Raw genomic sequence first — 19,784 nt, forward strand, 5'->3', positions numbered from 1 at the left:
TAATCGTTTTTGCAAACTGTATTATTAACATCATTCCGTAATCAATCTTTCAGTTACCTATCTTCAAACAAAAAAACGCCTATGGATCCTCCCCCTGTAGTTAGGGTTGCTCCAAGGCGCTGTATTTTACTCAACCTAATTATTCTTCTTTTGATTTATTTCCGGTAGGATTTTTCTCGTAATTCACTTCCATACCTGCTTGTTCATAGAAAGCTTTTTTCTGTTCATTGTAATCAACGGTATGCTCATTAAACGAATTATTTAAATCAATTACCTTTTGGTAACTTTCATTAATTTCGTTTATTTGCTGAGTCAAGGTTTCTTGTTCTAAATCTTCTTTTTGCAACATGTTGTACATTTCCTTTTCTAAGGCTAGTGCGTTTTTGTACGCATCATTTAATTGATGATATGTTTCATATCGCTGTTGCATCACTTCAGTCATTGATGTTGCTGTTTCTTTTAATTTCTCATCTTCTATTTCGGCTATTAAATCTTCTGTTTCAGCGAACTCTTCTTCTGCTTTTTCAATACTTGCTTTCTCCGTTTTTATTGCTTCTGAACGTTTTTCAATTGAATCAATTGCTTGTCCGGAAAGTTCTTTAATCTTATCCATTTCATCCATTCCAAGATTTATAATTTTACTGTATAATTCCTGTTCTTGTTTTTCTAATTCAGTAATCTTACTTTGTTGCTCTTCAAAATCCTTTTCTAATGAAACAGCTTCTTCTAAATGCCCTTGTATCTGTTCTTCCGTCGTTTCGCTACTGCAAGCTGCCATCATAAAAAGCAAAAAGCTGATTACAATAAGGACAGACTTTTTCATCGGCATGATTTTCTACCTCCTACATCATTGCATCATACGTACGAGTTTTAGTATAACACAAAGCGAACTCTATTGGATTATAAAAAACTATACTAGTTTATATAGTCAAGCTATGATTAATATAACGTAAATATGATAAAATATGAAATTGTAACATAGAAATAGAGTAATAATGATTAGGAGTGGTACTCATGATAACCATGAAAGATATTGTCAGAGAAGGACATCCTTCCTTGACAGAAGTAGCTGACGAAGTAGATATTCCATTAAATGAGTCGGATAAACAGTTAATTGAAGATATGTTGATGTTTTTAAAAAATAGTCAAGATGAAGAGATTGCAGAAAAGTATCAGCTACGCGCTGGGGTAGGCCTTGCTGCACCGCAACTTGGATTAAACAAACGGCTCGTTGCAGTACATTTTGAAGACCCGAATGGGAAACATTATAGTTACGGACTAGTCAACCCTAAAATCATTAGCCATTCGGTTGAAAAGTCATATTTATCAACTGGTGAGGGATGCTTATCTGTTGACCGTCCAGTTGAAGGCTATGTTCCTAGACATGCCAGAGTTACAGTTAAAGCTTTTGATAAAGAAGGCAATCCGTTGAAACTGCGATTAAAAGGGTATGCGGCTGTTGTATTTCAACATGAGATTGATCACCTAAATGGAATTATGTTTTATGATCATATTAATCAAGAGCAGCCGTTCGCAGTTCCTGAAAATGCAACACCAGTTGAATAACCTCTTGTACTCTGTTAACGCAAAATAGTTTAGAAAAGGATCCGAACTATCATCTGAGGATACCAAATACCTCGTACGAATAGTTCGGATTTATAAATTTGTTGTTTAACAAATTAGCCCCTTGCCCATTTGCCAAGACCCTGCTGGAGAAAACCTCCTCTATTAGAATATTCGGTTTCATAATATTTCAGCGCCATTTTAGACTAACTGGAAATACGCTAATCCTTTTTGAATACCGTCAAGATCAACTGAATCTGTTGTGAAATCAGCAACCTTTTTCAATTCCGGTACAGCATTCCCCATTGCAATACCTGTTCCAGTTTCTTTTATCATTTCAATATCATTTAGTCCATCACCAAATGCAAACGTATCTTTTATATCTAATCCACTGGCCTGAATTAACTTCTCTACCCCGACTGCTTTTGAACCACCGCTAGGTAGAATATCACATGAGTAATCATGCCAGCGTAAAAAGTGAAGTTGATCATGGCTTTGAACAAACGGTGCTTCTTCCTCTTTTTCACAGAACAACAATGCTTGGTGTATTTTATTTGATTGATAAAATTCAGGGTCAACTTTTGGGTAATCAAATTTCAAACTACCCATACTCTCCGTGATAAATGGATGATTTCCGACAGAAGCACGCATTTCCTGGTTATTCATGAAGACGATCGGATATTCCATCTGTTCCGTTTTTCGGTATAAATTTGTTAACTCCTCTGTAGCAATTGGATTTTCGTAAACTGTTTCTCCTTCAAACACAACATATTGACCATTAAAACTAACATAGGATTCGATTTGAAGTTCTTTTCGAATATCTTCAAACATAAATGGCGCTCTGCCAGTAGCTATAGCAACATAAACACCATTCTCCTTCAATTTTTGGATTGATTTTTTTGTAGACAGCGGGATTTGCTTATCGTGATCTAAAATAGTGCCGTCAATATCAAAAAATACGATTTTGTTATGCATAATATACTCTCCTTTATATCTTGATGTATAAGAATTCATTCTCTGTTAAAACTAAGTATAGCAGTGTATCAGAAAGAAGTCTGTGAAGCAATAATAAATATTTTTTTAAAGAAATAAAGTATTTTTATTTCAATATTCCTCTACTCATACTATACTATAGATAAGAGGGATTGGATCGGTAGAACGTTTTTCTTGCTTTTCTTAACTATGTGAAAGGAGCTGTAACGTCATGTTGAAACGCCTAAAAGAAAAGCTCAAGAAACGCTGGAAAGACTTTTTAGGCCAAGGACGTGTACCTACAACTTGTAAGAAAGACTACCATTGATATTACCAATCACAACAATAAAGGTATCATAATATCGGAAATCGAATAAAGCGGAATATCGGAAACTGACGGAATACCTTTTCACTCGTGATTTCTTGTTTGAAGGTATATCAATAATTTAGCAAATCAAAATCGTGTTATTAAGAAAGAAAAATAAGAGTGAATATTCAAGGAGAGATGAGATGATTTATAAAGTATTATATCAAGAACTGCCTGATGAAATTCCAGTTCGTGAACGTACAAAAAGTGTTTATGTAGAAGGCGAATCCGTAAGACAAGTAAGAACAAAATTAAACGAACGCAAGTATAATATCGAATTTATCCAAGAAGTGAATGACGCACATTTAGACTATGAAAAGCTATCCGACGATTTTACTGTGGAGAATATCTAACCAATGAAATTTGTAAAGAATGACCAGGCTGCTGTATTTGCGTTAGGCGGCCTTGGTGAAATCGGTAAAAACACGTACGGGGTGCAATTTCAGGATGAAATCATCTTAATTGATGCAGGAATTAAATTCCCTGAAGATGAATTACTCGGAATTGACTATGTCATTCCTGATTATACGTATCTCGTGCAGAACCAAGATAAAATCAAAGGATTATTTATCACTCATGGACACGAAGACCATATTGGGGGAATCCCATATCTTCTGCGTGAAATTAATGTGCCAATTTATGCTGGTAAACTTGCGATCGGATTAATTCGAAACAAATTAGACGAACACGGTCTATTAAGAAATGCTAAATTAAATACCATTCAAGAAGACGATATTATTAAATTCCGTAAAACTTCCGTAAGCTTTTTCTTAACGACACACAGTATTCCCGATGCTTATGGTATTGTTGTAAAAACACCCCCTGGAAATATAGTGCATACAGGTGATTTCAAGTTTGATTTTACTCCTGTTGGTGAACCTGCTAATTTATCTAAAATGGCAGAAATCGGCAATGAAGGTGTCCTCTGTTTATTATCAGACAGTACCAATAGTGAAGTTCCAGGTTTTACTATGTCTGAGAAAGTAGTTGGAAGCAACATAAAGGATATTTTCAGCAGAGTAGATGGTAGAGTAATTTTTGCTACATTTGCATCGAATATCTACCGACTTCAACAAGTTGTAGAAGCAGCTGTTAAAAACAATAGAAAGATTGCTGTTTTTGGCAGGAGTATGGAATCAGCTATCAACCTTGGACAAGAGTTAGGTTATATTCAGGCTCCTAAAAACACATTTATCGATGCGAATCAAATCAATCGATTGCCTGCACAAGAGGTAACCATACTTTGTACGGGTTCACAAGGTGAGCCAATGGCAGCTCTTTCTCGAATTGCAAATGGGACACATCGGCAAATCCAAATTATCCCTGGTGATACAGTTGTATTTTCTTCTTCTCCAATCCCTGGAAATACAATTAGCGTCGGTCGTACAATCAATAAATTGTATCGTGCAGGTGCAGATGTCATTCATGGAAAATTAAGCAATATTCATACTTCTGGCCATGGTAGCCAAGAAGAACAAAAATTAATGTTAAGACTAATTAAGCCTAAACATTTCATGCCGATTCATGGTGAATATCGTATGCTGAAAGAGCATATGAAATTAGCAGAATCCTGTGATGTTGAACCAGCAAATTCATTTATAATGGATAACGGTGATGTGCTGGCACTTGGAAAAGATACCGCTATTATCGCAGGCAAAATACCTTCTGGATCTATTTATGTAGATGGAAGCGGAATTGGCGATATTGGAAATATTGTGCTTCGCGATCGCCGAATTCTATCTGAAGAAGGATTGGTAATCGTTGTTGTTAGCATCAACATGAAAGAATTTAAAATATCTGCAGGTCCAGATATCATCTCTCGTGGATTTGTTTATATGAGGGAATCTGAAGATCTAATTAACGAAGCACAAAAACTTGTCTCCAATCATTTAGATAAAGTAATGGAACGCAAAACGTCCCAGTGGTCAGAAATTAAAAATGAAATTACAGACACAATTGCACCATTTCTTTATGAAAAAACAAAACGGAGACCGATGGTACTACCTATCATTATGGAAGTTTAAAAAAAACAGCCAGATGGCTTACATCTGGCTGTTTTTTAATCCTCGATAACTAAATGTTTTTCAAATCTGGAAATGTCCTTATCAGCGCCTATTACAATCAAAACATCCCCTTCTGAAAAACTGTGATCAGCACTTGGAGAAACGTTAATATCCTTCCCTTGTTTTACAGCGACAACGTTACAACCATAATTAGCACGAATATCTAAATCTGCAAGCGTTCTCCCAAGCATTTTATTTCCGACTTTAACTTCAACGATACTATGATCGTCTGATAATTCTAAGTAATCTAAAATATTATTGGAAATGATATTATGCGCAATGCGTTTCCCCATATCTCGTTCAGGATGAACTACTTGATTCGCCCCAATTTTATTAAGTATCTTTTCATGGTAATCATTTTGTGCCTTTACCGTAATCTTTTTAATGCCAAGATCTGTTAATATAACCGTGGTAAGAATACTTGCTTGAATATCATCACCAATGGCAACAATCACATGATCAATATTCTTAATGCCTAATTCTTTAAGAGATGCTTCATCGGTCGAATCAGCAATAACGGCGTGTGAAGCAATGTTCTTAAATTCATTTATTCGATCTTCATTATTATCAATAGCGAGAACTTCCATTCCCTCCATACTTAACTCCCGACAAATACTTCCACCAAATCTCCCTAGTCCAATAACTGCAAATTCTCGTTTCATTCTAGTTCCTCCATCACTTAGCTATATCCATAGCTTACCATAGTTTTAACGAAAGTTAAAAGCAAGAAAGGGAGCTTTACTTTACAAGCTCCCTTTCTATTTACTACATCGCATCCAACATTTGAAATTGTGACTTCACAAGACTGAAATACTCTTCACGTTTATCCATTAATTCTTCATGACTTCCACTTTCTAAAACACGCCCCTGCTCTAAAACAAATATTGTGTCTGCTTCACGTATAGTAGATAGACGATGTGCAATGATAATTGCAGTCCTCCCCTTCAGTAACCGTCCCAATGCTTCCTGAATTTTCACTTCTGTTTCTGTATCAATACTTGCCGTTGCTTCATCTAATATTAGAATGCTCGGATTTGCTAACAATGCTCTAGCAAATGATAAGAGTTGCCTCTCTCCTGCCGATAATATATTCCCTCTTTCTTCTACTTCTGTTTCATACCCGTTTGCCAATCGCTGTATAAACTCATCTGCTCCTACTACCTTTGCTGCCTGAATGACTTCTTCATTCGTAGCATTGGGGTTTCCAAAACGAATATTTTCCATAATCGTACCTGAAAATATAAATGTGTCTTGCAGTACAACACTTATTTTGCTACGTAAACTCGCTAGCGTTACTTGTTTTAAATCATAGCCATCTATTTTTACCGTTCCTTTTGTAGGATCATAAAACCGGCTTATTAAGTTAGCAATGGTAGACTTCCCACTTCCCGTATGTCCAACTAATGCAATAGTTTGACCAGCTTGAATATGAATCGAAATTTCATGTAATGCGATGCGTTCTTGGTCATAAGAGAATTCGACTTTATCGAATTCGATATCCCCAATCATATCTATAAACTCATGAGCCCCCTCTTGCTCTTTCACATTCGGACGTTCATCGAGAAATTCAAAAATCCGTTCAGATGCTGCCATTGCCATTAACATTTGATTATACATCTGGCCTAATCTAGAAATAGGGTCCCAAAACATTCCAATAAAAAAGGCGAAAGTGACAAAATCACCGATTTCAATTCCTCCGTTTTCAACTCCTACTAAAATTAAATAAGATCCATAAGCTATTAAAATAATTGTGCCAATCGCATTACTCATTTCTACAAAAGGGCGAAACATAGCGCTTTTTTTAGTAGCATCTTTCCAACTATTGAAATTATCGGTATTTACCCCATGAAAATATTCACCATTCTCTGCTTCCTGAGAAAATGATTGCGTGATACGCATCCCCTGTAATCCTTCATTTAAATGAGAGTTCATACGAGATTGTTGGATGCGCACCGATTGCCATGACCGTCGAATCATTCGTCTCAATTTTGTAGTTAGATAAAACATCAACGGTAAGATTACCATAATGGCTAATGCTAGTTTAGGGCTCAATACAAATAGAATTACAATAATCCCAACAAGTGTGACCACATCCATAAGTAAGTTTATAATACCGTTTGTAAATAACTCTTGAAGAGAATTAATATCATTCATAATCCTGACCAAGATCGATCCAGCTGATCTTGAATCAAAAAAGCGATGAGACAATCGTTGAATATGAGAAAATAGATGCTGCCTTATATCATAAATCACGTTTTGTCCTAAAATATTTACCCACTTGATTCGATATACATTTCCTACATAACTTAATAAATACAATACCCCGATACCAATAACTAGGTAGGTTAACATGGTTATATCCTTATCAGCAATTGCCACATCAATTGCTACCTTACCAATTAAGATTGGAACAATTAGTCTCACCGCAGTCGATATAAGCATAGCTATTACTGCAGCAGGTAAATAATTTTTGGAATAAGGCTTTAAATAAACTAATAATCGCCACATCTGTTTCCAATTAAATGGCTTCTCAATCGCTTGATCTAACGTATAATGAAAGCGCTGCAAATGCTTACTTTCTACTTCATTGGATCCTTTAGCCATAACAATCCCCCCTTTTTAAGCACGTTGTCGCTTCATAATTTCTTCCCGATCCCGATATTGGATATTATATATTCGCTGATATGTTCCTTGATTTTCCACGAGAAAATCATGTGTCCCTCGTTCAATTACTTCGCCGTCTTCCAACACTAGAATTTCATCTGCATGTTTTAAAGAAGAAATACGATGTGCAATGATAAAAGAAGTTCTCCCCTTCATTACTTCTTTTAATGCTTGTTGAATTTTGAATTCCGTCTCCATATCTACAGCAGAGGTTGCATCGTCTAAAACTAAAATGCTTGGATTTATACAGATTGCTCTTGCGATAGCAATTCGCTGCTTCTGACCACCTGATAATCCCATCCCTCTCTCACCTAGCATTGTTTCATAGCCATTCGGCATTTTCATAATAAAGTCATGAGCTTGCGCTCGTTTTGCTGCATCAATTATCTGTTCTTCAGATACATCCGGAGCACCGTAAGCTATATTAGCCTTTATCGAGGTTGAAAACAAAAAAGGTTCCTGTAGTACGAAGCCAATTGCTTTTCGTAACGTCTTTAGTTGGTAATCTGATACCGGCCTACCATCAATACGAACTTCTCCTTTTTCTGGCTCATAAAATCTGGTAATTAGTTGTGTGATACTCGTTTTTCCAGAACCAGTAGAACCTATCAATCCAATTACTTTTCCTGAAGGCGCGTCAAAGCTAATATCTTTAAGCGCAGAATCATCATCCTTTGAATATGTTAACGTAACATGGTCAAATGTCACACTGCCTTCTATTCTTTGATTAATTGCGGTATTTTCTTCTGTAATATCTTCTTTTGCTTCCAAAATCTCTAAAAGCCTCTCTGCTGAAGCTTTTGCTTGTGAAAATTGGTTTACTACAAACCCTAAGTTCATCAATGGCCCCATAATATACCAAACTAAACTAAAGAAGGCTACTAAAGCACCAATTGATAATTGACCATCAACAACTAGGTATCCACCGTATGCCAGTAATGCTATTGCACAAAAATTGCCGATAAACTCCATTAAAGGAAAATATTTAGACCAGATATACGACGTTTTTAAGTAGTTTTGTCGGTAGTTATCATTACTATTGGAAAATCGCCCAATTTCAAAATCCTCTCTAGACAAGGATTTAACTGTATTCATTCCACTTATATTCTCTTGTACTCTGGTATTTAACCTCCCGAAAGATTTGCGGATTTTTCTAAACGCAGGGTGAACACGTTTGTCAAACTGATAAACAACAACACCTAAAAATGGCATGGCGGCCATCGTTACCAATGCAAGCGGTGTAGAAAAATAAAACATAACACTAAGACTAACGACAATCAGGAGTACAATACGTATTAATTCTGAAAATCCAAATGACAGAAAAAATCGAAAGCCTTCCACATCAGCTGTTAATCTTGACATGATATCCCCTGTTTTTGCATTATCATAATACTTAAATGATAACTTTTGAAGCTTATTATACAATTCATCTCTTAATTTATATACAGCCGTTATACCAAATAAATCTCCTAAATACTGATGATAAAATGTTGCCACCCCTTTAATAATCATCAGTAGTAAAAAGACAGCTGAAATATAGGGAATTAACTCGTAACGGTCTGCTAAGACAACGATATCGATGGTCTGCTGTAAAATAATTGGGTAGACAACGGTGATAACGGTGACAAAGAATAAAAAGAAGATCGATAAAAGAAAATATTTTTTGTAAGGCCAAAAAAATTGTTTTAGTTTTTTAAACGTATCCATGTGCTTTCCCTCCCTTTAGTTGAATTCCGTAATAACTAATATAACGGGTTACGAAATAAATTTCTACTGTTTTTACTCAATTTTTTAAAATTTTTTTAAGTTGGTAATTTTAATTTATTTACTAACGTTTTTATACAAAAAATCCTCTTACAACTAGGTTGTAAGAGGATTGACCTTATTTATGGATTTGTTATTATACGTTTGATACGTTTTTCAAGCAAGCTGGTATTGCTGTTCCCTCTCTGAACAAATCGTAGGATACCTGAATGATCAAATAAAAAATAAGATGGAACATAATGAAGTCGAAAAGCCTTTGATAGACGTTCCTGATTATCGATAATAATCGGTTCCGTCAATCCATGGTCACTAGCCGTTCGTCGAATCTCCCTTCGATCTTTATCCATTTCTGATCGTGGGTGATGAATGGAAATAACTTTTATTTGATCTGAATAAGTATCCCGTATCCGATTCAGATTAGGCATTGCTTTTTTGCACAAGTCACAACTGATTGACCAAAAATGTATAAAAGTGGGGTCCGAATTAAGCAGGTCCTTCTTAGTAATGGGTTTGCTATTCAACCAATCCGTCCCACCATGTAATTCTGGCATCTCATCACGTAAACGCATATTACTACCTCCATCCTGACATTCAACTCCATATCTATATATGTTTATTTATAGAAATGGTTCCCGTTGAACGTTGAACAGGATATGTAGAGGTGGTTAAACTAATTTGTCGTTTACCATATTACATACATCTTCTGCGTTAAAACCATTAGCGTTAATAACCGCACCAGATATCTGGGTTTCTGTCATACCTAAAACATTCTTATCTTGACCTGAGATAATACAACAGTCGCAATAAGCAGCGTCATCTTCATTCCTCAAATCTACTACTTCATGTCCCATTTCGGTTAATGCTTGTTTCACATCAGTTAAGGTTTCTTCAACACCGATTCTTGCCATCTTTATTGCCTCCTAAATGTATACTAGTTACACATTTAGGTTGTACAGTAGAAATAAAGATATACCATGTTTTCAAGAAAAACACTGAATTGTACGGATAACTGCTTCCACACCGACATCTAATGCAGCTTCATCAGGATTTAACTGGGCATGGTGCAAACCAAAAGAGGCGTTTACACCTAACCAAAACATAAAACCAGGAATGTCTTTTAACATATAACCAAAGTCTTCCCCTGTCATTGCTGCAGCAGCATCCTTGTAAGTAATCTTTGAAGATTTGATCATATCTTTAAATTGGTTCACGAATGCTGTTTCGTTATAGACCTGGTAGTAATTAGCCCCATAGTCCACTTGAATCGAACAATCATAAGCTATTTCAAACCCATGTACGATTTTCTCTATTTGTGATTTTACCGTTTGAATCGCCTGTGGATGTTGTGTGCGGATGGTTCCTTCTAATCGTGCATGTTCAGAAATCGCATTCTGGACAAAACCACTTTCCATTTTGCCGATGGTTACGACTGCACTTTCTAATGGATTTATGTTTCTTGAAACGATCTGCTGCATTTGCACGACAAAGCTACTCGCAGCTACGGTCATGTCTTTCGTTAGATGCGGGTAGGCGGCATGCCCCCCCTTGCCAATAAAGTCTAAAAACAATTCGCTAGTATTAGCGAAGAGTAATCCAGGTTTACTGGATACCGTTCCAACCGGAAGTTCTGGAGCAACATGCAAAGCAAATATCAGATCAGGCCGCCATTTGTTAAATTCACTAGATTGTAAGAGTGGAAGCGCTCCTCCCGGTCCCTCTTCTGCAGGTTGAAATACAAATAAGCAATTATCATTTATAGGTTGTTCAATTACTTGCTCAAGTGTACCAAGCGCAATAGTCATATGAAAATCATGTCCACAAGCATGCATTCTTCCAGAATGTTCAGAGGAAAATGGCAAATTCGTATTTTCGGTTATAGGTAATCCATCAATATCCGCGCGAAAACCAATCGTTTTTTCAGGCTCTCTACCAGCAACAAACACTAAAATTCCTGTTTTCCACAGTTGAACAGAAACACGGTCCGTCTTTATCTGGTCAATTGTGCTTAACAAGTATTGTTGTGTCTTTATTTCTTGAAAACCAAGTTCTGGTATTCGATGCAAGTCTCTTCTGATTTGTTGCAAGTTCAACATTTTAATAGTCCCCTATTTAATCATTCAATTTGCGAAGCTCTTGCTTAATCTCCGTTTTTGATTTTGTACTATCGTCAATTTCTTTTAATACTTTTGCAGGAGTACCAGCAACTAGTGTGTTAGGGGCAACATCTTTTGTTACAACTGCACCCGCAGCAACAATTGACCCCTTACCAATCGTAACTCCTTCCAGCACAACTACATTAGCACCAATCACTACATCATCTTCAACGACGACAGGTTTGGCAGATGGTGGTTCAATAACACCCGCAAGAACCGTTCCAGCACCAATATGACAATTTTTACCAACAGTTGCTCGTCCACCTAAAACAGCATTCATATCGATCATTGTCCCCTCACCAACAACAGAGCCTATATTGATCATAGCTCCCATCATAATGACGCAGCCATCGCCTATTTCTACTTGATCACGAATAATTGCTCCTGGTTCAATTCGCGCATTAACTCCCTTTAGGTCTAATAATGGAATCGCAGAATTACGGCGATCGTTTTCGATTACATAATCTGTAATAACCTGTTGATTATTGTTTAGAACTTCTTTTACTTTGTCCCATTCACCAAAGATAACTCCACTTTTTGATTCAATAAATGATTGCACAGATTCATCAAGTTGCAGTTGATTTAAATCTGCACCTTTCACATATACCTTTACAGGGGTCTGTTTCTCACTATTAGAGATAAAATTTATAATTTCATTTGCATCCATCATATTCATGTTTGTATTCCTCCTATATATGTACTAACTCTTAATTTAGCAGATCGTTTTTATACTTACAATTAATATCTATTTCCTTTCTTGATTCATTAAAAGAGAAACAAAAAATGACCATTAAAAAACACCCCTGCATTGGACAGGGATGGTACAATTACTTTTTTGAATATATATCTTTTTTAACTTGCTTTAAAATAGCTCTTCTTGTTAGTATCCCATCAAAATAACCTTCTTCATCGGCTACACAAACAAATGGATGGTTAATCACGGAATGCAATCCCTTTAATAAACTATCGCTCTTTGTTAAGCATGGAATATCTTCATTCAATACTTCTTCTACAATTATATCCGATAGCCTTTCGAATTCGAACCGTTCAAGTCCAAGTATTTGATTTAAGATATTTGTTTTTGCTATTGTCCCTAATAATTTATAAGAAGAATCAAGAACAGGAATCGCTGAGTAACCAGACTTTACTAACACAAGTAAAGCATGTTCTAATGGATTATTCACTTGTACATGAGCTACTTTCTCTGAAGAAATCATCACATCACCCACAGTTAGATCCGTCAGTTGTTTTTCTTGCAACATACTCATCACATCACCCCTTAATCACTTTCTTTCTAAAAGGTTAATCGTCAATTGAATTGTTTATCTCCTATTGGTAAATAGTAAGATGGAACAAACGTCAATCTATATTTTACCATATTCACTCACAAAAGATGAAATGTTTACAAAAGAATTGAAAAAACCAAAGCTTTTAGTTATAATATGAGCATATGATCATATAGTACTGGAGAGGATAATATGGATTACCACCCAATTGATGAAAAGTTAATTGATCACATATCCCAGACATTTAAGGCATTGTCAGATCCTACACGAATTAAAATACTGCATTTGCTATTTCATAAAGAATGTTCTGTCAGTGAAATTGCAGGGCATCTGAATATGAATCAATCAACCATCTCTCATCAATTAAAATATCTAAAACAGTTACGATTAGTGAAAAATCGGCGCGAAAAAACGATGTACTATTATTCACCAGATGATTATCATGTGATGAATTTATTAGAACAATCGATTGAACATAGTAAGCATACTAGTTAGGAGGTTTTTTTTATGGGACACGAGCATCACCACGATCATTCACATGGTCATCATCACCATACTAGTAATAAGAAAGTGCTTTTTTGGAGCTTTATCCTCATTACAGCTTTCATGGTTATTGAAGCAATTGGGGGGTATGTAACAAATAGCCTTGCCTTATTATCTGATGCTGGGCATATGCTTAGTGATGCAGCTGCTCTCGGTCTAAGCTTATTAGCTTTTAAAATCGGTGAACGTCAAGCTACATCTTCTAAAACATATGGTTACCGAAGGTTTGAAATAATTGCAGCATTCATTAATGGCATAACGTTAATTGTAATTTCCATATACATCTTTTATGAAGCATTTCATCGTTTTATTGAACCACCGAATGTAAGTGCAAATATGATGATTATCGCAATTGTAGGCTTAATTGTTAATGTCATCGTTGCTTGGATGCTGATGCGAGGAGATTCAGAAGAAAACCTGAATATTAAAAGTGCATTATTGCATGTCCTTGGTGATCTCTTAGGTTCTGTTGGTGCTATTATTGCCGGAATTCTTATCTTGCTTTTTGACTGGAATATTGCAGATCCAATTGCAAGTGTAATTGTAGCTATATTGATATTGGTTTCCGGTTATCGAGTAACACGCGAATCGATTCATATATTAATGGAGGGCAAGCCAAGTCATGTTGATATTAAAGAAATTAAACGTAACCTAAAGAGCTTAACAGGAATAAAAGATGTGCACGATCTACATGTTTGGTCAATTACTTCTGAATTCCCAGCTTTAAGCTGTCATTTAGTCGTGGATGAATCGGTTAATCGAGACGAGTTATTAAATAATGCAAATCAACTCTTAAAAAAACAATTCAATATATCTCACTCTACACTGCAAATGGAAGGAATCCATACTACTATTCAGAAAGATTGTAATTCTTGTCCATAAAACAAATTTCTATAAAAAACATGCTGCTTTGTGCAGCATGTTTTTTTGTCCTTTTCTTTGTCATATCTATAAAAATATGTATTGCTATTTTCTACTAGATATCCTAAGCTAGTAGCTGTTACTTTTGCAGATAAAACATTTATTTGCAGCAAGTTATGATAAACTAATTTATAGATTTAATTGAAGTCCGAAAGGTATGACTATGATGAATAGAAGATCGTTTTTAAAAAAAGCACTTGGCAGCTTACTAGCTTTACTAGGGTTAAGTGGTGGAACTTATTACTACGCTAAGGAAATTGAACCAGTGCTTCTTCATATAAATAAGAATAAAATTGTTTCCGATAAGTTATCTCAAGCATTTACCAATTTTAAGATCGTGCAGTTTTCTGATACACATATCGGTTTTCACTATACACTGGAACAACTAAATGAATTAGTCTCAAAAATCAATGGGCTAAATCCCGATCTCCTGGTTTTTACTGGTGACTTAGTTGATAAGCCCCATACCTATCATTGGAATGAAACGATTATCCAAACATTAGCAAAACTACATGCACCACATGGAAAATACTGGATATATGGAAACCACGATCATGGCGGCTATGGAACCGAAGTAGTGTTAGAAGTAATGGAAAACGCTGGTTTTACGTTATTGCAAAATAGCCATACAACGATCGACGTTAAGGGGAACAAAATGGTTCTTGCAGGTATAGATGATGTAATGCTTGGAAAACCAAACATGGATACTACACTGCATCAGGCGAATCCAGATTTATTCACCATTTTGTTAGCTCATGAACCAGACTATGCAGATACAGTCGTTCATTATCCTGTTGATGTGCAATTATCGGGGCATAGCCATGGAGGGCAAGTTCGATTCCCATTTATCGGACATCTTTATACCCCATCCTATGCAGAAAAGTATGTTCAAGGAAAATACTGGATTGGTCAAGACAAATTACTTTTATATGTAAACAGTGGTATTGGTACAACACGCCTCCCATACCGATTTTTGTGTAAACCAGAAATTCACTTGTATACACTTGAGGGGCAGCGTTAAAATGGCAGCATAGGGGGAAACGTTAACAAATTATACATGGTATTTTCTTTTCCCCCATGCTAAACTAAATGGGATTTCATCCATATGGAGGGGTTTTTACATATGAAAGTTTCTTGTAAACTGCTATTACCATTAACAGTATTATTATTTCTTGTTGCCTGCGGAAACGAATATGAGGGAGATTATTCTGAAGAAGTGAACGATTTTTCTTTTACAAATCAAGATGGGAAGACTATCTCGAAAAGTGATTTAGATGGAGAGTTTTGGGTAGCTGATTTTGTTTTTACCAATTGTGAAACAGTCTGTCCTCCAATGACTTCAAATATGGCGAAACTTCAAGCACAGCTTAAAGAAGAAGGCTTAGATGATGTACGGCTTGTATCGTTTAGTGTAGATCCAGAAAATGATACGCCTCAGAAATTAAAAGAATTTGGAAAATCAAGAGGTGCTACTTTTGACAATTGGGACTTCCTGACTGGTTATGATTTTGACAAAATTAAAGCGTTCTCGATCAAATCCTTTAAAGCACCATTAGAGAATAGCCCAGATTCTGATCAAGTAATGCATAGTAATCAGTTTTTTCTTGTTTCACCAGAAGGCAATTTCATTTACAAATACTCTGGTATTCAACCAGCAGAAGTGGAAAAAATTGTAGAAACCATTAAAGGCTTTAAGTAGGAGCAAAAGGTTCGTTCCTTTTCCTCCTTTTTTACTTTTATAGAATGGCTCTTGCAACACTAGAGCCTTTGCGATAGGATAAAGACAAGCTATTATAATAGGATGAAAAGGAGGAGAATACATGAGTGATAAATTAGAAGACATTGCGAAGGCACTTTATACGATTAATCGTCACGCTAAAACAGCTCCCGAACCAAAACACCTCTACTTTATTAAGAAAGAAGCAATTCATCGACTACTGTCCGAAAAGAAAGCTATTAAAGTTGGACTTCATTTTTCTAAGCATCCAAAATACAGTAATCAGCACTCTACGCTTTTAGTTAAAGTTGCTAATTATTACTTTCACGTCCCTCCAACCAAACACGACTTTAAAGAATTGGAGCACCTAGGATCATTAGATGAAAACTATCGAAACCCACAAGCAAAAATGTCATTATCCCAAGCCAAGAAAGTCATTTACAGGTATATTGACTGGAAACCAAAGAAAAATATAAATACCATTAAAAAAAATTACGCTTCTACCTATTTCACTCCCTCCTCTCTAGGAAAGATGGAATGGCCTCCGTCAAAATCACATCGAAGCTAATTAAAAAATCATCCTCTTTACATGTTTAACCTATTTCCAATAAGGCTATATGTATGTAAAAGGAGGATTGGGAATGACTGAATTAAAAGATTTTGTTTATGAATTGCATCGTTATGCAGATCAGACCCATACATTAAAAGATAAATATGAAAAGTTAACAGATGACGAAAAAGAGTTTGTCATGTCTACTGCACCTGAAGATATCGAAACTCCTAATCAACAACATCATCCAGTTTTTTCATGGCTTGAAAACTTACAAAATCAAATCGACAATTCATAAAGAAGAGCCTCTTCAATTATTGACTTCGATCAATAGTTGAAGAGGCTCTTTTTTAATTATATTTCACCTATTAAGCAACCACCGTTTAATTCCAGAAATACAAATTAGGATAACTCCAAATATAGCTAAGCTTTGTAAAAATAATGGAAATGAATAATAAAAGGAATCATTTAAACCGCCATTTAGGAGACTGATTCCAAAATAGATGCTAAATAGTAACAAGCAAATCACAATATAGGATAACAACGTCATAGACCGTCTGCGTATAGACCAACGAATATAAGATCGAATGAAACGATAAACAATCCAAGTACCAATTACTAAAAACAAAATATACCAATATTTCTCTGCACCTGCTTGTACAAGTCCATCCATCTGTAGACCAGTAAGCATCATATTGCATTCACCTCTTTCATGTATCTTTGGTAGCAGTTTAGTCGATGTTATATTTTTTTATACTTCAGAAGAATAGTTGTCCCTTTACCAAATTTGATTTGATATAATAGCCTAAACATATAAATAGAAAGGTGGTTATTAATTGAAACCTGCCTACTTCTACATCATTCTCGGCGCAGGATTATGGGGAACCATTAGCTGGTATGTAAAAAACTTGTATACGTACGGTTTCACTCCCATGGAAGTTGTCATATTACGTGTTTGGACGACGGCAATACTATTAGTTATCTTTCTACTCTGTTTTGCTCGCAATAAGTTAAAGCTCGCATCTTTAAAAGATATTCGTTATTTCATAGGTACAGGGATTTTTAGTATTGCTTTTTTTAATTTTTGTTTATTTACAGCTATGGAGTTAAGCACTATTCCTGTAGCAACAGCTTTACTCTATACTGCTCCAGCTTTTGTTACTATCTTCTCTGCTATCTTTTTTGGGGAATCTTTAACAAAAGGAAAAATGATAGCATTAGTACTTACATTAATCGGGACTTGTCTTGTAGTCGGTGTTATTCCGTTGAATTTGACGGCTGTTTCCTACAATGCCATTCTGTTTGGACTCGGCTCTGGGCTTGGTTATTCTTTATATAGTATTTTTAGTAAGTTTGCACTAAAAAAATATTCCAGCTTAAGTATTACGACATTTACATTTATTACTGCAGCAGTTACACTTTCCCCTTTCTTTCCTTTTGTTCAAAAAGGGGAATTACTCAGTAACCCAGCCGTTCTTTTCTATGCATTTGGATTGGGATTCCTCCCTACTGCTTTTGCATATATCATTTATACCTACGGACTGAATAGAACAGAGGCTTCGAAAGCATCCATATTATCAACCGTTGAACCAGTCGTAGCTACTTTAATCGGTATCTTTCTTTTTCAAGAGGTATTTACGCTACTTCAAATGCTTGGAATGATCTGTATTATCGGAGCAGTTTTATTTATTCAAGTAATTGCCGAAAAACCTTACACATCTTCCCGTCAAATTAGTTAAAATAATAAAACGAGAGAAAGTATTTATCTTCCTCTCGTTTTCGTCTACATGTTTATCTTTTTGTTTCTTTTCTTATTAACAATCTCAGCTTGTTTATTTTCTAAACGCTTCTCTATTTGTGAAATTTTAATTTCATCTTCGAGTAATTCTCGCTTATTACGAGCAACTAATTGTTCAAAGTTTAACGTTTTTGGCCGCATATGATACACTCCTTTTATAACTTACATTCCTAGTATACCCATTTTTTATGTATACGAGATCACAAATTTTTAAATATTTTTTAACAATTTAATTAATTTATCCCTGGAGGTTATGAAATGCAGCACTTATTGAATAAAAATGTACAAGAAATACAAATATCCGGAATTCGCCGATTTTTTAATATGGTCTCTGACGAACAAGATGTTATTTCATTAACAATTGGGCAGCCAGATTTTCATACACCTGAACATGTAAAACAAGCAGCCTCAAAAGCATTAATGGATAATAAGACTACTTACACTCACAATGCCGGAATAATAGAATTACGTAACGCTATTTCTAAATTTAATGAACAAAACTATGGTATTGCTTACCATCCAGAATCTGAAGTCATCGTTACTACAGGTGCATCCCAAGCCATAGATATAGCATTCCGTACGATTTTAAGCCCTGGTGACGAAGTATTACTTCCTGGTCCTATTTATCCAGGATATGAACCCTTAATTCGCTTAGCAGGTGCCCATCCAATATATATGGATACTACAAAAACACAACTGAAATTAACAAAGGAAACATTAGAACGACATATCAATGAAAACACCAAGTGTGTCGTACTACCTTATCCTTCCAATCCTACAGGGGCATCTTTTACCAAAAAAGAATTACAAGATTTGGTATCTGTTTTAAAGGATAAACAGATATTTATCTTGGCAGATGAGATTTATAGTGAACTTGTTTATGACCATCAACACATATCAATTGCTCGTTTTTCAGAGGTAAAAGATAAGACAATTGTTATTAACGGTGTTTCAAAATCACATTCAATGACAGGTTTTCGTATTGGTTATGTACTTGCGCCTAAATGGATCAGCCAACATATGTTAAAGGTACATCAATACAATGTCTCCTGTGCTTCATCTATAAGCCAATATGCTGCATTAGAAGCCTTGACTAATGGTTTATTAGATACCAAAAAAATGAGCGTATCCTATGAAGAACGACGAGACTATGTATATAATCGGTTATTGAATATGGGATTAGAAGTAACGAAACCAGAGGGAGCGTTTTATTTCTTTCCTAAGTTTCCGATAAAGAAAATAAGTTCTTTTGAACTTGGACTTGAATTAGTTAAAAAAGGGAAAATTGCGTTGGTACCAGGAGAGAGTTTTTCTCATTTAGGAGAAGGTTACATGCGTTTATCCTACGCATATGAACATAGCATGCTTGCGTGTGGCCTTGACCGACTAGAAGAATTCTTAAAGAAGAATGATCTAAGATAAT

Annotated in this window: 23 protein-coding genes; 11 read left to right on the forward strand and 12 right to left on the reverse strand. The window is 35.5% G+C overall.

Annotated features, from left to right (window positions below):
* Nucleotides 1-139: 139 nt before the first annotated feature.
* Nucleotides 140-829, reverse strand: a complete 690-nt coding sequence (locus tag M948_RS37740) for a YkyA family protein (protein WP_021291727.1) — start codon at nt 827-829, stop codon at nt 140-142.
* 185 nt (nt 830-1,014) lie between these two features.
* Between M948_RS37740 and def the strand changes: the two genes are divergently transcribed.
* Complete coding sequence (gene def, locus M948_RS37745; RefSeq protein ID WP_021291728.1) at nt 1,015-1,566, forward strand: peptide deformylase; 552 nt, start codon at nt 1,015-1,017, stop codon at nt 1,564-1,566.
* Between the two features lie 198 nt (nt 1,567-1,764).
* On the opposite strand, the gene M948_RS37750 is transcribed toward def, so the two are convergent.
* Nucleotides 1,765-2,538 (reverse strand): Cof-type HAD-IIB family hydrolase, encoded by a 774-nt coding sequence (locus M948_RS37750; protein WP_021291729.1) that lies wholly within the window; start codon nt 2,536-2,538, stop codon nt 1,765-1,767.
* 507 nt (nt 2,539-3,045) lie between these two features.
* Between M948_RS37750 and M948_RS37755 the strand changes: the two genes are divergently transcribed.
* Together M948_RS37755 and rnjA are read left to right on the forward strand one after the other, a co-directional pair.
* Nucleotides 3,046-3,255 (forward strand): DNA-dependent RNA polymerase subunit epsilon, encoded by a 210-nt coding sequence (locus M948_RS37755; protein ID WP_021291730.1) that lies wholly within the window; start codon nt 3,046-3,048, stop codon nt 3,253-3,255.
* 3 nt (nt 3,256-3,258) lie between these two features.
* A complete protein-coding gene (rnjA, locus tag M948_RS37760; protein ID WP_021291731.1) occupies nt 3,259-4,926 on the forward strand; it encodes a ribonuclease J1 in 1,668 nt (555 codons plus the stop codon).
* 35 nt (nt 4,927-4,961) lie between these two features.
* Here rnjA and M948_RS37765 read toward each other — a convergent pair whose 3' ends face one another.
* The 8 genes from M948_RS37765 to cbpB all read right to left on the reverse strand — a co-directional run bounded on the left by M948_RS37765 (nt 4,962) and on the right by cbpB (nt 12,814).
* Complete coding sequence (locus tag M948_RS37765; protein WP_021291732.1) at nt 4,962-5,627, reverse strand: potassium channel family protein; 666 nt, start codon at nt 5,625-5,627, stop codon at nt 4,962-4,964.
* A gap of 103 nt (nt 5,628-5,730) precedes the next feature.
* Nucleotides 5,731-7,569, reverse strand: coding sequence for an ABC transporter ATP-binding protein (locus tag M948_RS37770; RefSeq protein WP_021291733.1), 1,839 nt, complete (start codon nt 7,567-7,569; stop codon nt 5,731-5,733).
* 15 nt (nt 7,570-7,584) lie between these two features.
* A complete protein-coding gene (locus tag M948_RS37775) occupies nt 7,585-9,336 on the reverse strand; it encodes an ABC transporter ATP-binding protein (RefSeq protein WP_021291734.1) in 1,752 nt (583 codons plus the stop codon).
* Nucleotides 9,337-9,515: 179 nt separating this feature from the next.
* Nucleotides 9,516-9,962 carry a TlpA family protein disulfide reductase gene (locus tag M948_RS37780; protein WP_021291735.1) on the reverse strand — a complete coding sequence of 149 codons (447 nt, stop codon included), beginning with the start codon at nt 9,960-9,962 and terminating at the stop codon, nt 9,516-9,518.
* A gap of 96 nt (nt 9,963-10,058) precedes the next feature.
* The gene (locus M948_RS37785; RefSeq protein ID WP_021291736.1) at nt 10,059-10,301 is read right to left on the reverse strand and encodes a YkuS family protein; all 243 of its coding nucleotides are present in this window, start codon (nt 10,299-10,301) and stop codon (nt 10,059-10,061) included.
* A 72-nt stretch (nt 10,302-10,373) separates the two neighbouring features.
* Entirely contained in the window at nt 10,374-11,486 is a 1,113-nt protein-coding gene (locus M948_RS37790) for an N-acetyldiaminopimelate deacetylase (RefSeq protein WP_021291737.1), read from the reverse strand.
* A gap of 16 nt (nt 11,487-11,502) precedes the next feature.
* The gene (dapD, locus tag M948_RS37795; RefSeq protein ID WP_021291738.1) at nt 11,503-12,222 is read right to left on the reverse strand and encodes a 2,3,4,5-tetrahydropyridine-2,6-dicarboxylate N-acetyltransferase; all 720 of its coding nucleotides are present in this window, start codon (nt 12,220-12,222) and stop codon (nt 11,503-11,505) included.
* 151 nt (nt 12,223-12,373) lie between these two features.
* Nucleotides 12,374-12,814: a cyclic-di-AMP-binding protein CbpB gene (gene cbpB, locus M948_RS37800; RefSeq protein ID WP_021291739.1), complete on the reverse strand. Its 441-nt coding sequence runs from the start codon at nt 12,812-12,814 to the stop codon at nt 12,374-12,376.
* A gap of 210 nt (nt 12,815-13,024) precedes the next feature.
* Between cbpB and M948_RS37805 the strand changes: the two genes are divergently transcribed.
* The 6 genes from M948_RS37805 (at nt 13,025) to M948_RS37830 (ending at nt 16,861) form a co-directional block, all read left to right on the forward strand.
* On the forward strand, nt 13,025-13,327 hold the full coding sequence (locus tag M948_RS37805) for an ArsR/SmtB family transcription factor (protein WP_021291740.1): 303 nt from the start codon (nt 13,025-13,027) through the stop codon (nt 13,325-13,327).
* Nucleotides 13,328-13,339: 12 nt separating this feature from the next.
* The gene (locus tag M948_RS37810; RefSeq protein ID WP_021291741.1) at nt 13,340-14,257 is read left to right on the forward strand and encodes a cation diffusion facilitator family transporter; all 918 of its coding nucleotides are present in this window, start codon (nt 13,340-13,342) and stop codon (nt 14,255-14,257) included.
* A gap of 205 nt (nt 14,258-14,462) precedes the next feature.
* Complete coding sequence (locus tag M948_RS37815) at nt 14,463-15,317, forward strand: metallophosphoesterase (RefSeq protein ID WP_031335615.1); 855 nt, start codon at nt 14,463-14,465, stop codon at nt 15,315-15,317.
* 102 nt (nt 15,318-15,419) lie between these two features.
* Nucleotides 15,420-15,995 (forward strand): SCO family protein, encoded by a 576-nt coding sequence (locus M948_RS37820; RefSeq protein ID WP_021291743.1) that lies wholly within the window; start codon nt 15,420-15,422, stop codon nt 15,993-15,995.
* A gap of 121 nt (nt 15,996-16,116) precedes the next feature.
* Nucleotides 16,117-16,581 (forward strand): YkyB family protein, encoded by a 465-nt coding sequence (locus tag M948_RS37825; RefSeq protein WP_021291744.1) that lies wholly within the window; start codon nt 16,117-16,119, stop codon nt 16,579-16,581.
* 73 nt (nt 16,582-16,654) lie between these two features.
* Nucleotides 16,655-16,861 (forward strand): hypothetical protein, encoded by a 207-nt coding sequence (locus M948_RS37830; protein ID WP_021291745.1) that lies wholly within the window; start codon nt 16,655-16,657, stop codon nt 16,859-16,861.
* Between the two features lie 63 nt (nt 16,862-16,924).
* Here M948_RS37830 and M948_RS37835 read toward each other — a convergent pair whose 3' ends face one another.
* On the reverse strand, nt 16,925-17,257 hold the full coding sequence (locus tag M948_RS37835; RefSeq protein ID WP_021291746.1) for a hypothetical protein: 333 nt from the start codon (nt 17,255-17,257) through the stop codon (nt 16,925-16,927).
* A gap of 142 nt (nt 17,258-17,399) precedes the next feature.
* On the opposite strand from M948_RS37835, the gene M948_RS37840 reads away from it, so the two are divergent.
* Nucleotides 17,400-18,302 carry a DMT family transporter gene (locus tag M948_RS37840; protein ID WP_021291747.1) on the forward strand — a complete coding sequence of 301 codons (903 nt, stop codon included), beginning with the start codon at nt 17,400-17,402 and terminating at the stop codon, nt 18,300-18,302.
* Nucleotides 18,303-18,346: 44 nt separating this feature from the next.
* On the opposite strand, the gene M948_RS42940 is transcribed toward M948_RS37840, so the two are convergent.
* On the reverse strand, nt 18,347-18,502 hold the full coding sequence (locus tag M948_RS42940) for an FbpB family small basic protein (protein WP_021291748.1): 156 nt from the start codon (nt 18,500-18,502) through the stop codon (nt 18,347-18,349).
* 117 nt (nt 18,503-18,619) lie between these two features.
* Between M948_RS42940 and M948_RS37845 the strand changes: the two genes are divergently transcribed.
* Nucleotides 18,620-19,783, forward strand: coding sequence for an aminotransferase A (locus tag M948_RS37845; protein WP_021291749.1), 1,164 nt, complete (start codon nt 18,620-18,622; stop codon nt 19,781-19,783).
* Nucleotide 19,784 lies beyond the last annotated feature (1 nt).

It is taken from the genome of Virgibacillus sp. CM-4, from assembly GCF_000445495.1.
In the GTDB taxonomy this organism is placed as follows: Bacteria; Bacillota; Bacilli; order Bacillales; family Amphibacillaceae; genus Virgibacillus; species Virgibacillus salexigens.

Coding starts and splice junctions, on each gene's coding strand:
- M948_RS42940 (WP_021291748.1), bottom strand. CDS start 18,502: ATGCGGCCAAAAACGTTAAACTTTGAACAATTAGTTGCTCGTAATAAG.
- M948_RS37790 (WP_021291737.1), bottom strand. CDS start 11,486: ATGTTGAACTTGCAACAAATCAGAAGAGACTTGCATCGAATACCAGAA.
- rnjA (WP_021291731.1), top strand. CDS start 3,259: ATGAAATTTGTAAAGAATGACCAGGCTGCTGTATTTGCGTTAGGCGGC.
- M948_RS37810 (WP_021291741.1), top strand. CDS start 13,340: ATGGGACACGAGCATCACCACGATCATTCACATGGTCATCATCACCAT.
- M948_RS37770 (WP_021291733.1), bottom strand. CDS start 7,569: ATGGCTAAAGGATCCAATGAAGTAGAAAGTAAGCATTTGCAGCGCTTT.
- M948_RS37805 (WP_021291740.1), top strand. CDS start 13,025: ATGGATTACCACCCAATTGATGAAAAGTTAATTGATCACATATCCCAG.
- M948_RS37780 (WP_021291735.1), bottom strand. CDS start 9,962: ATGCGTTTACGTGATGAGATGCCAGAATTACATGGTGGGACGGATTGG.
- M948_RS37750 (WP_021291729.1), bottom strand. CDS start 2,538: ATGCATAACAAAATCGTATTTTTTGATATTGACGGCACTATTTTAGAT.
- M948_RS37835 (WP_021291746.1), bottom strand. CDS start 17,257: ATGATGCTTACTGGTCTACAGATGGATGGACTTGTACAAGCAGGTGCA.
- M948_RS37755 (WP_021291730.1), top strand. CDS start 3,046: ATGATTTATAAAGTATTATATCAAGAACTGCCTGATGAAATTCCAGTT.
- M948_RS37785 (WP_021291736.1), bottom strand. CDS start 10,301: ATGGCAAGAATCGGTGTTGAAGAAACCTTAACTGATGTGAAACAAGCA.
- M948_RS37740 (WP_021291727.1), bottom strand. CDS start 829: ATGCCGATGAAAAAGTCTGTCCTTATTGTAATCAGCTTTTTGCTTTTT.
- def (WP_021291728.1), top strand. CDS start 1,015: ATGATAACCATGAAAGATATTGTCAGAGAAGGACATCCTTCCTTGACA.
- M948_RS37775 (WP_021291734.1), bottom strand. CDS start 9,336: ATGGATACGTTTAAAAAACTAAAACAATTTTTTTGGCCTTACAAAAAA.
- M948_RS37830 (WP_021291745.1), top strand. CDS start 16,655: ATGACTGAATTAAAAGATTTTGTTTATGAATTGCATCGTTATGCAGAT.
- M948_RS37845 (WP_021291749.1), top strand. CDS start 18,620: ATGCAGCACTTATTGAATAAAAATGTACAAGAAATACAAATATCCGGA.
- dapD (WP_021291738.1), bottom strand. CDS start 12,222: ATGAATATGATGGATGCAAATGAAATTATAAATTTTATCTCTAATAGT.
- M948_RS37815 (WP_031335615.1), top strand. CDS start 14,463: ATGAATAGAAGATCGTTTTTAAAAAAAGCACTTGGCAGCTTACTAGCT.
- cbpB (WP_021291739.1), bottom strand. CDS start 12,814: ATGAGTATGTTGCAAGAAAAACAACTGACGGATCTAACTGTGGGTGAT.
- M948_RS37820 (WP_021291743.1), top strand. CDS start 15,420: ATGAAAGTTTCTTGTAAACTGCTATTACCATTAACAGTATTATTATTT.
- M948_RS37765 (WP_021291732.1), bottom strand. CDS start 5,627: ATGAAACGAGAATTTGCAGTTATTGGACTAGGGAGATTTGGTGGAAGT.
- M948_RS37825 (WP_021291744.1), top strand. CDS start 16,117: ATGAGTGATAAATTAGAAGACATTGCGAAGGCACTTTATACGATTAAT.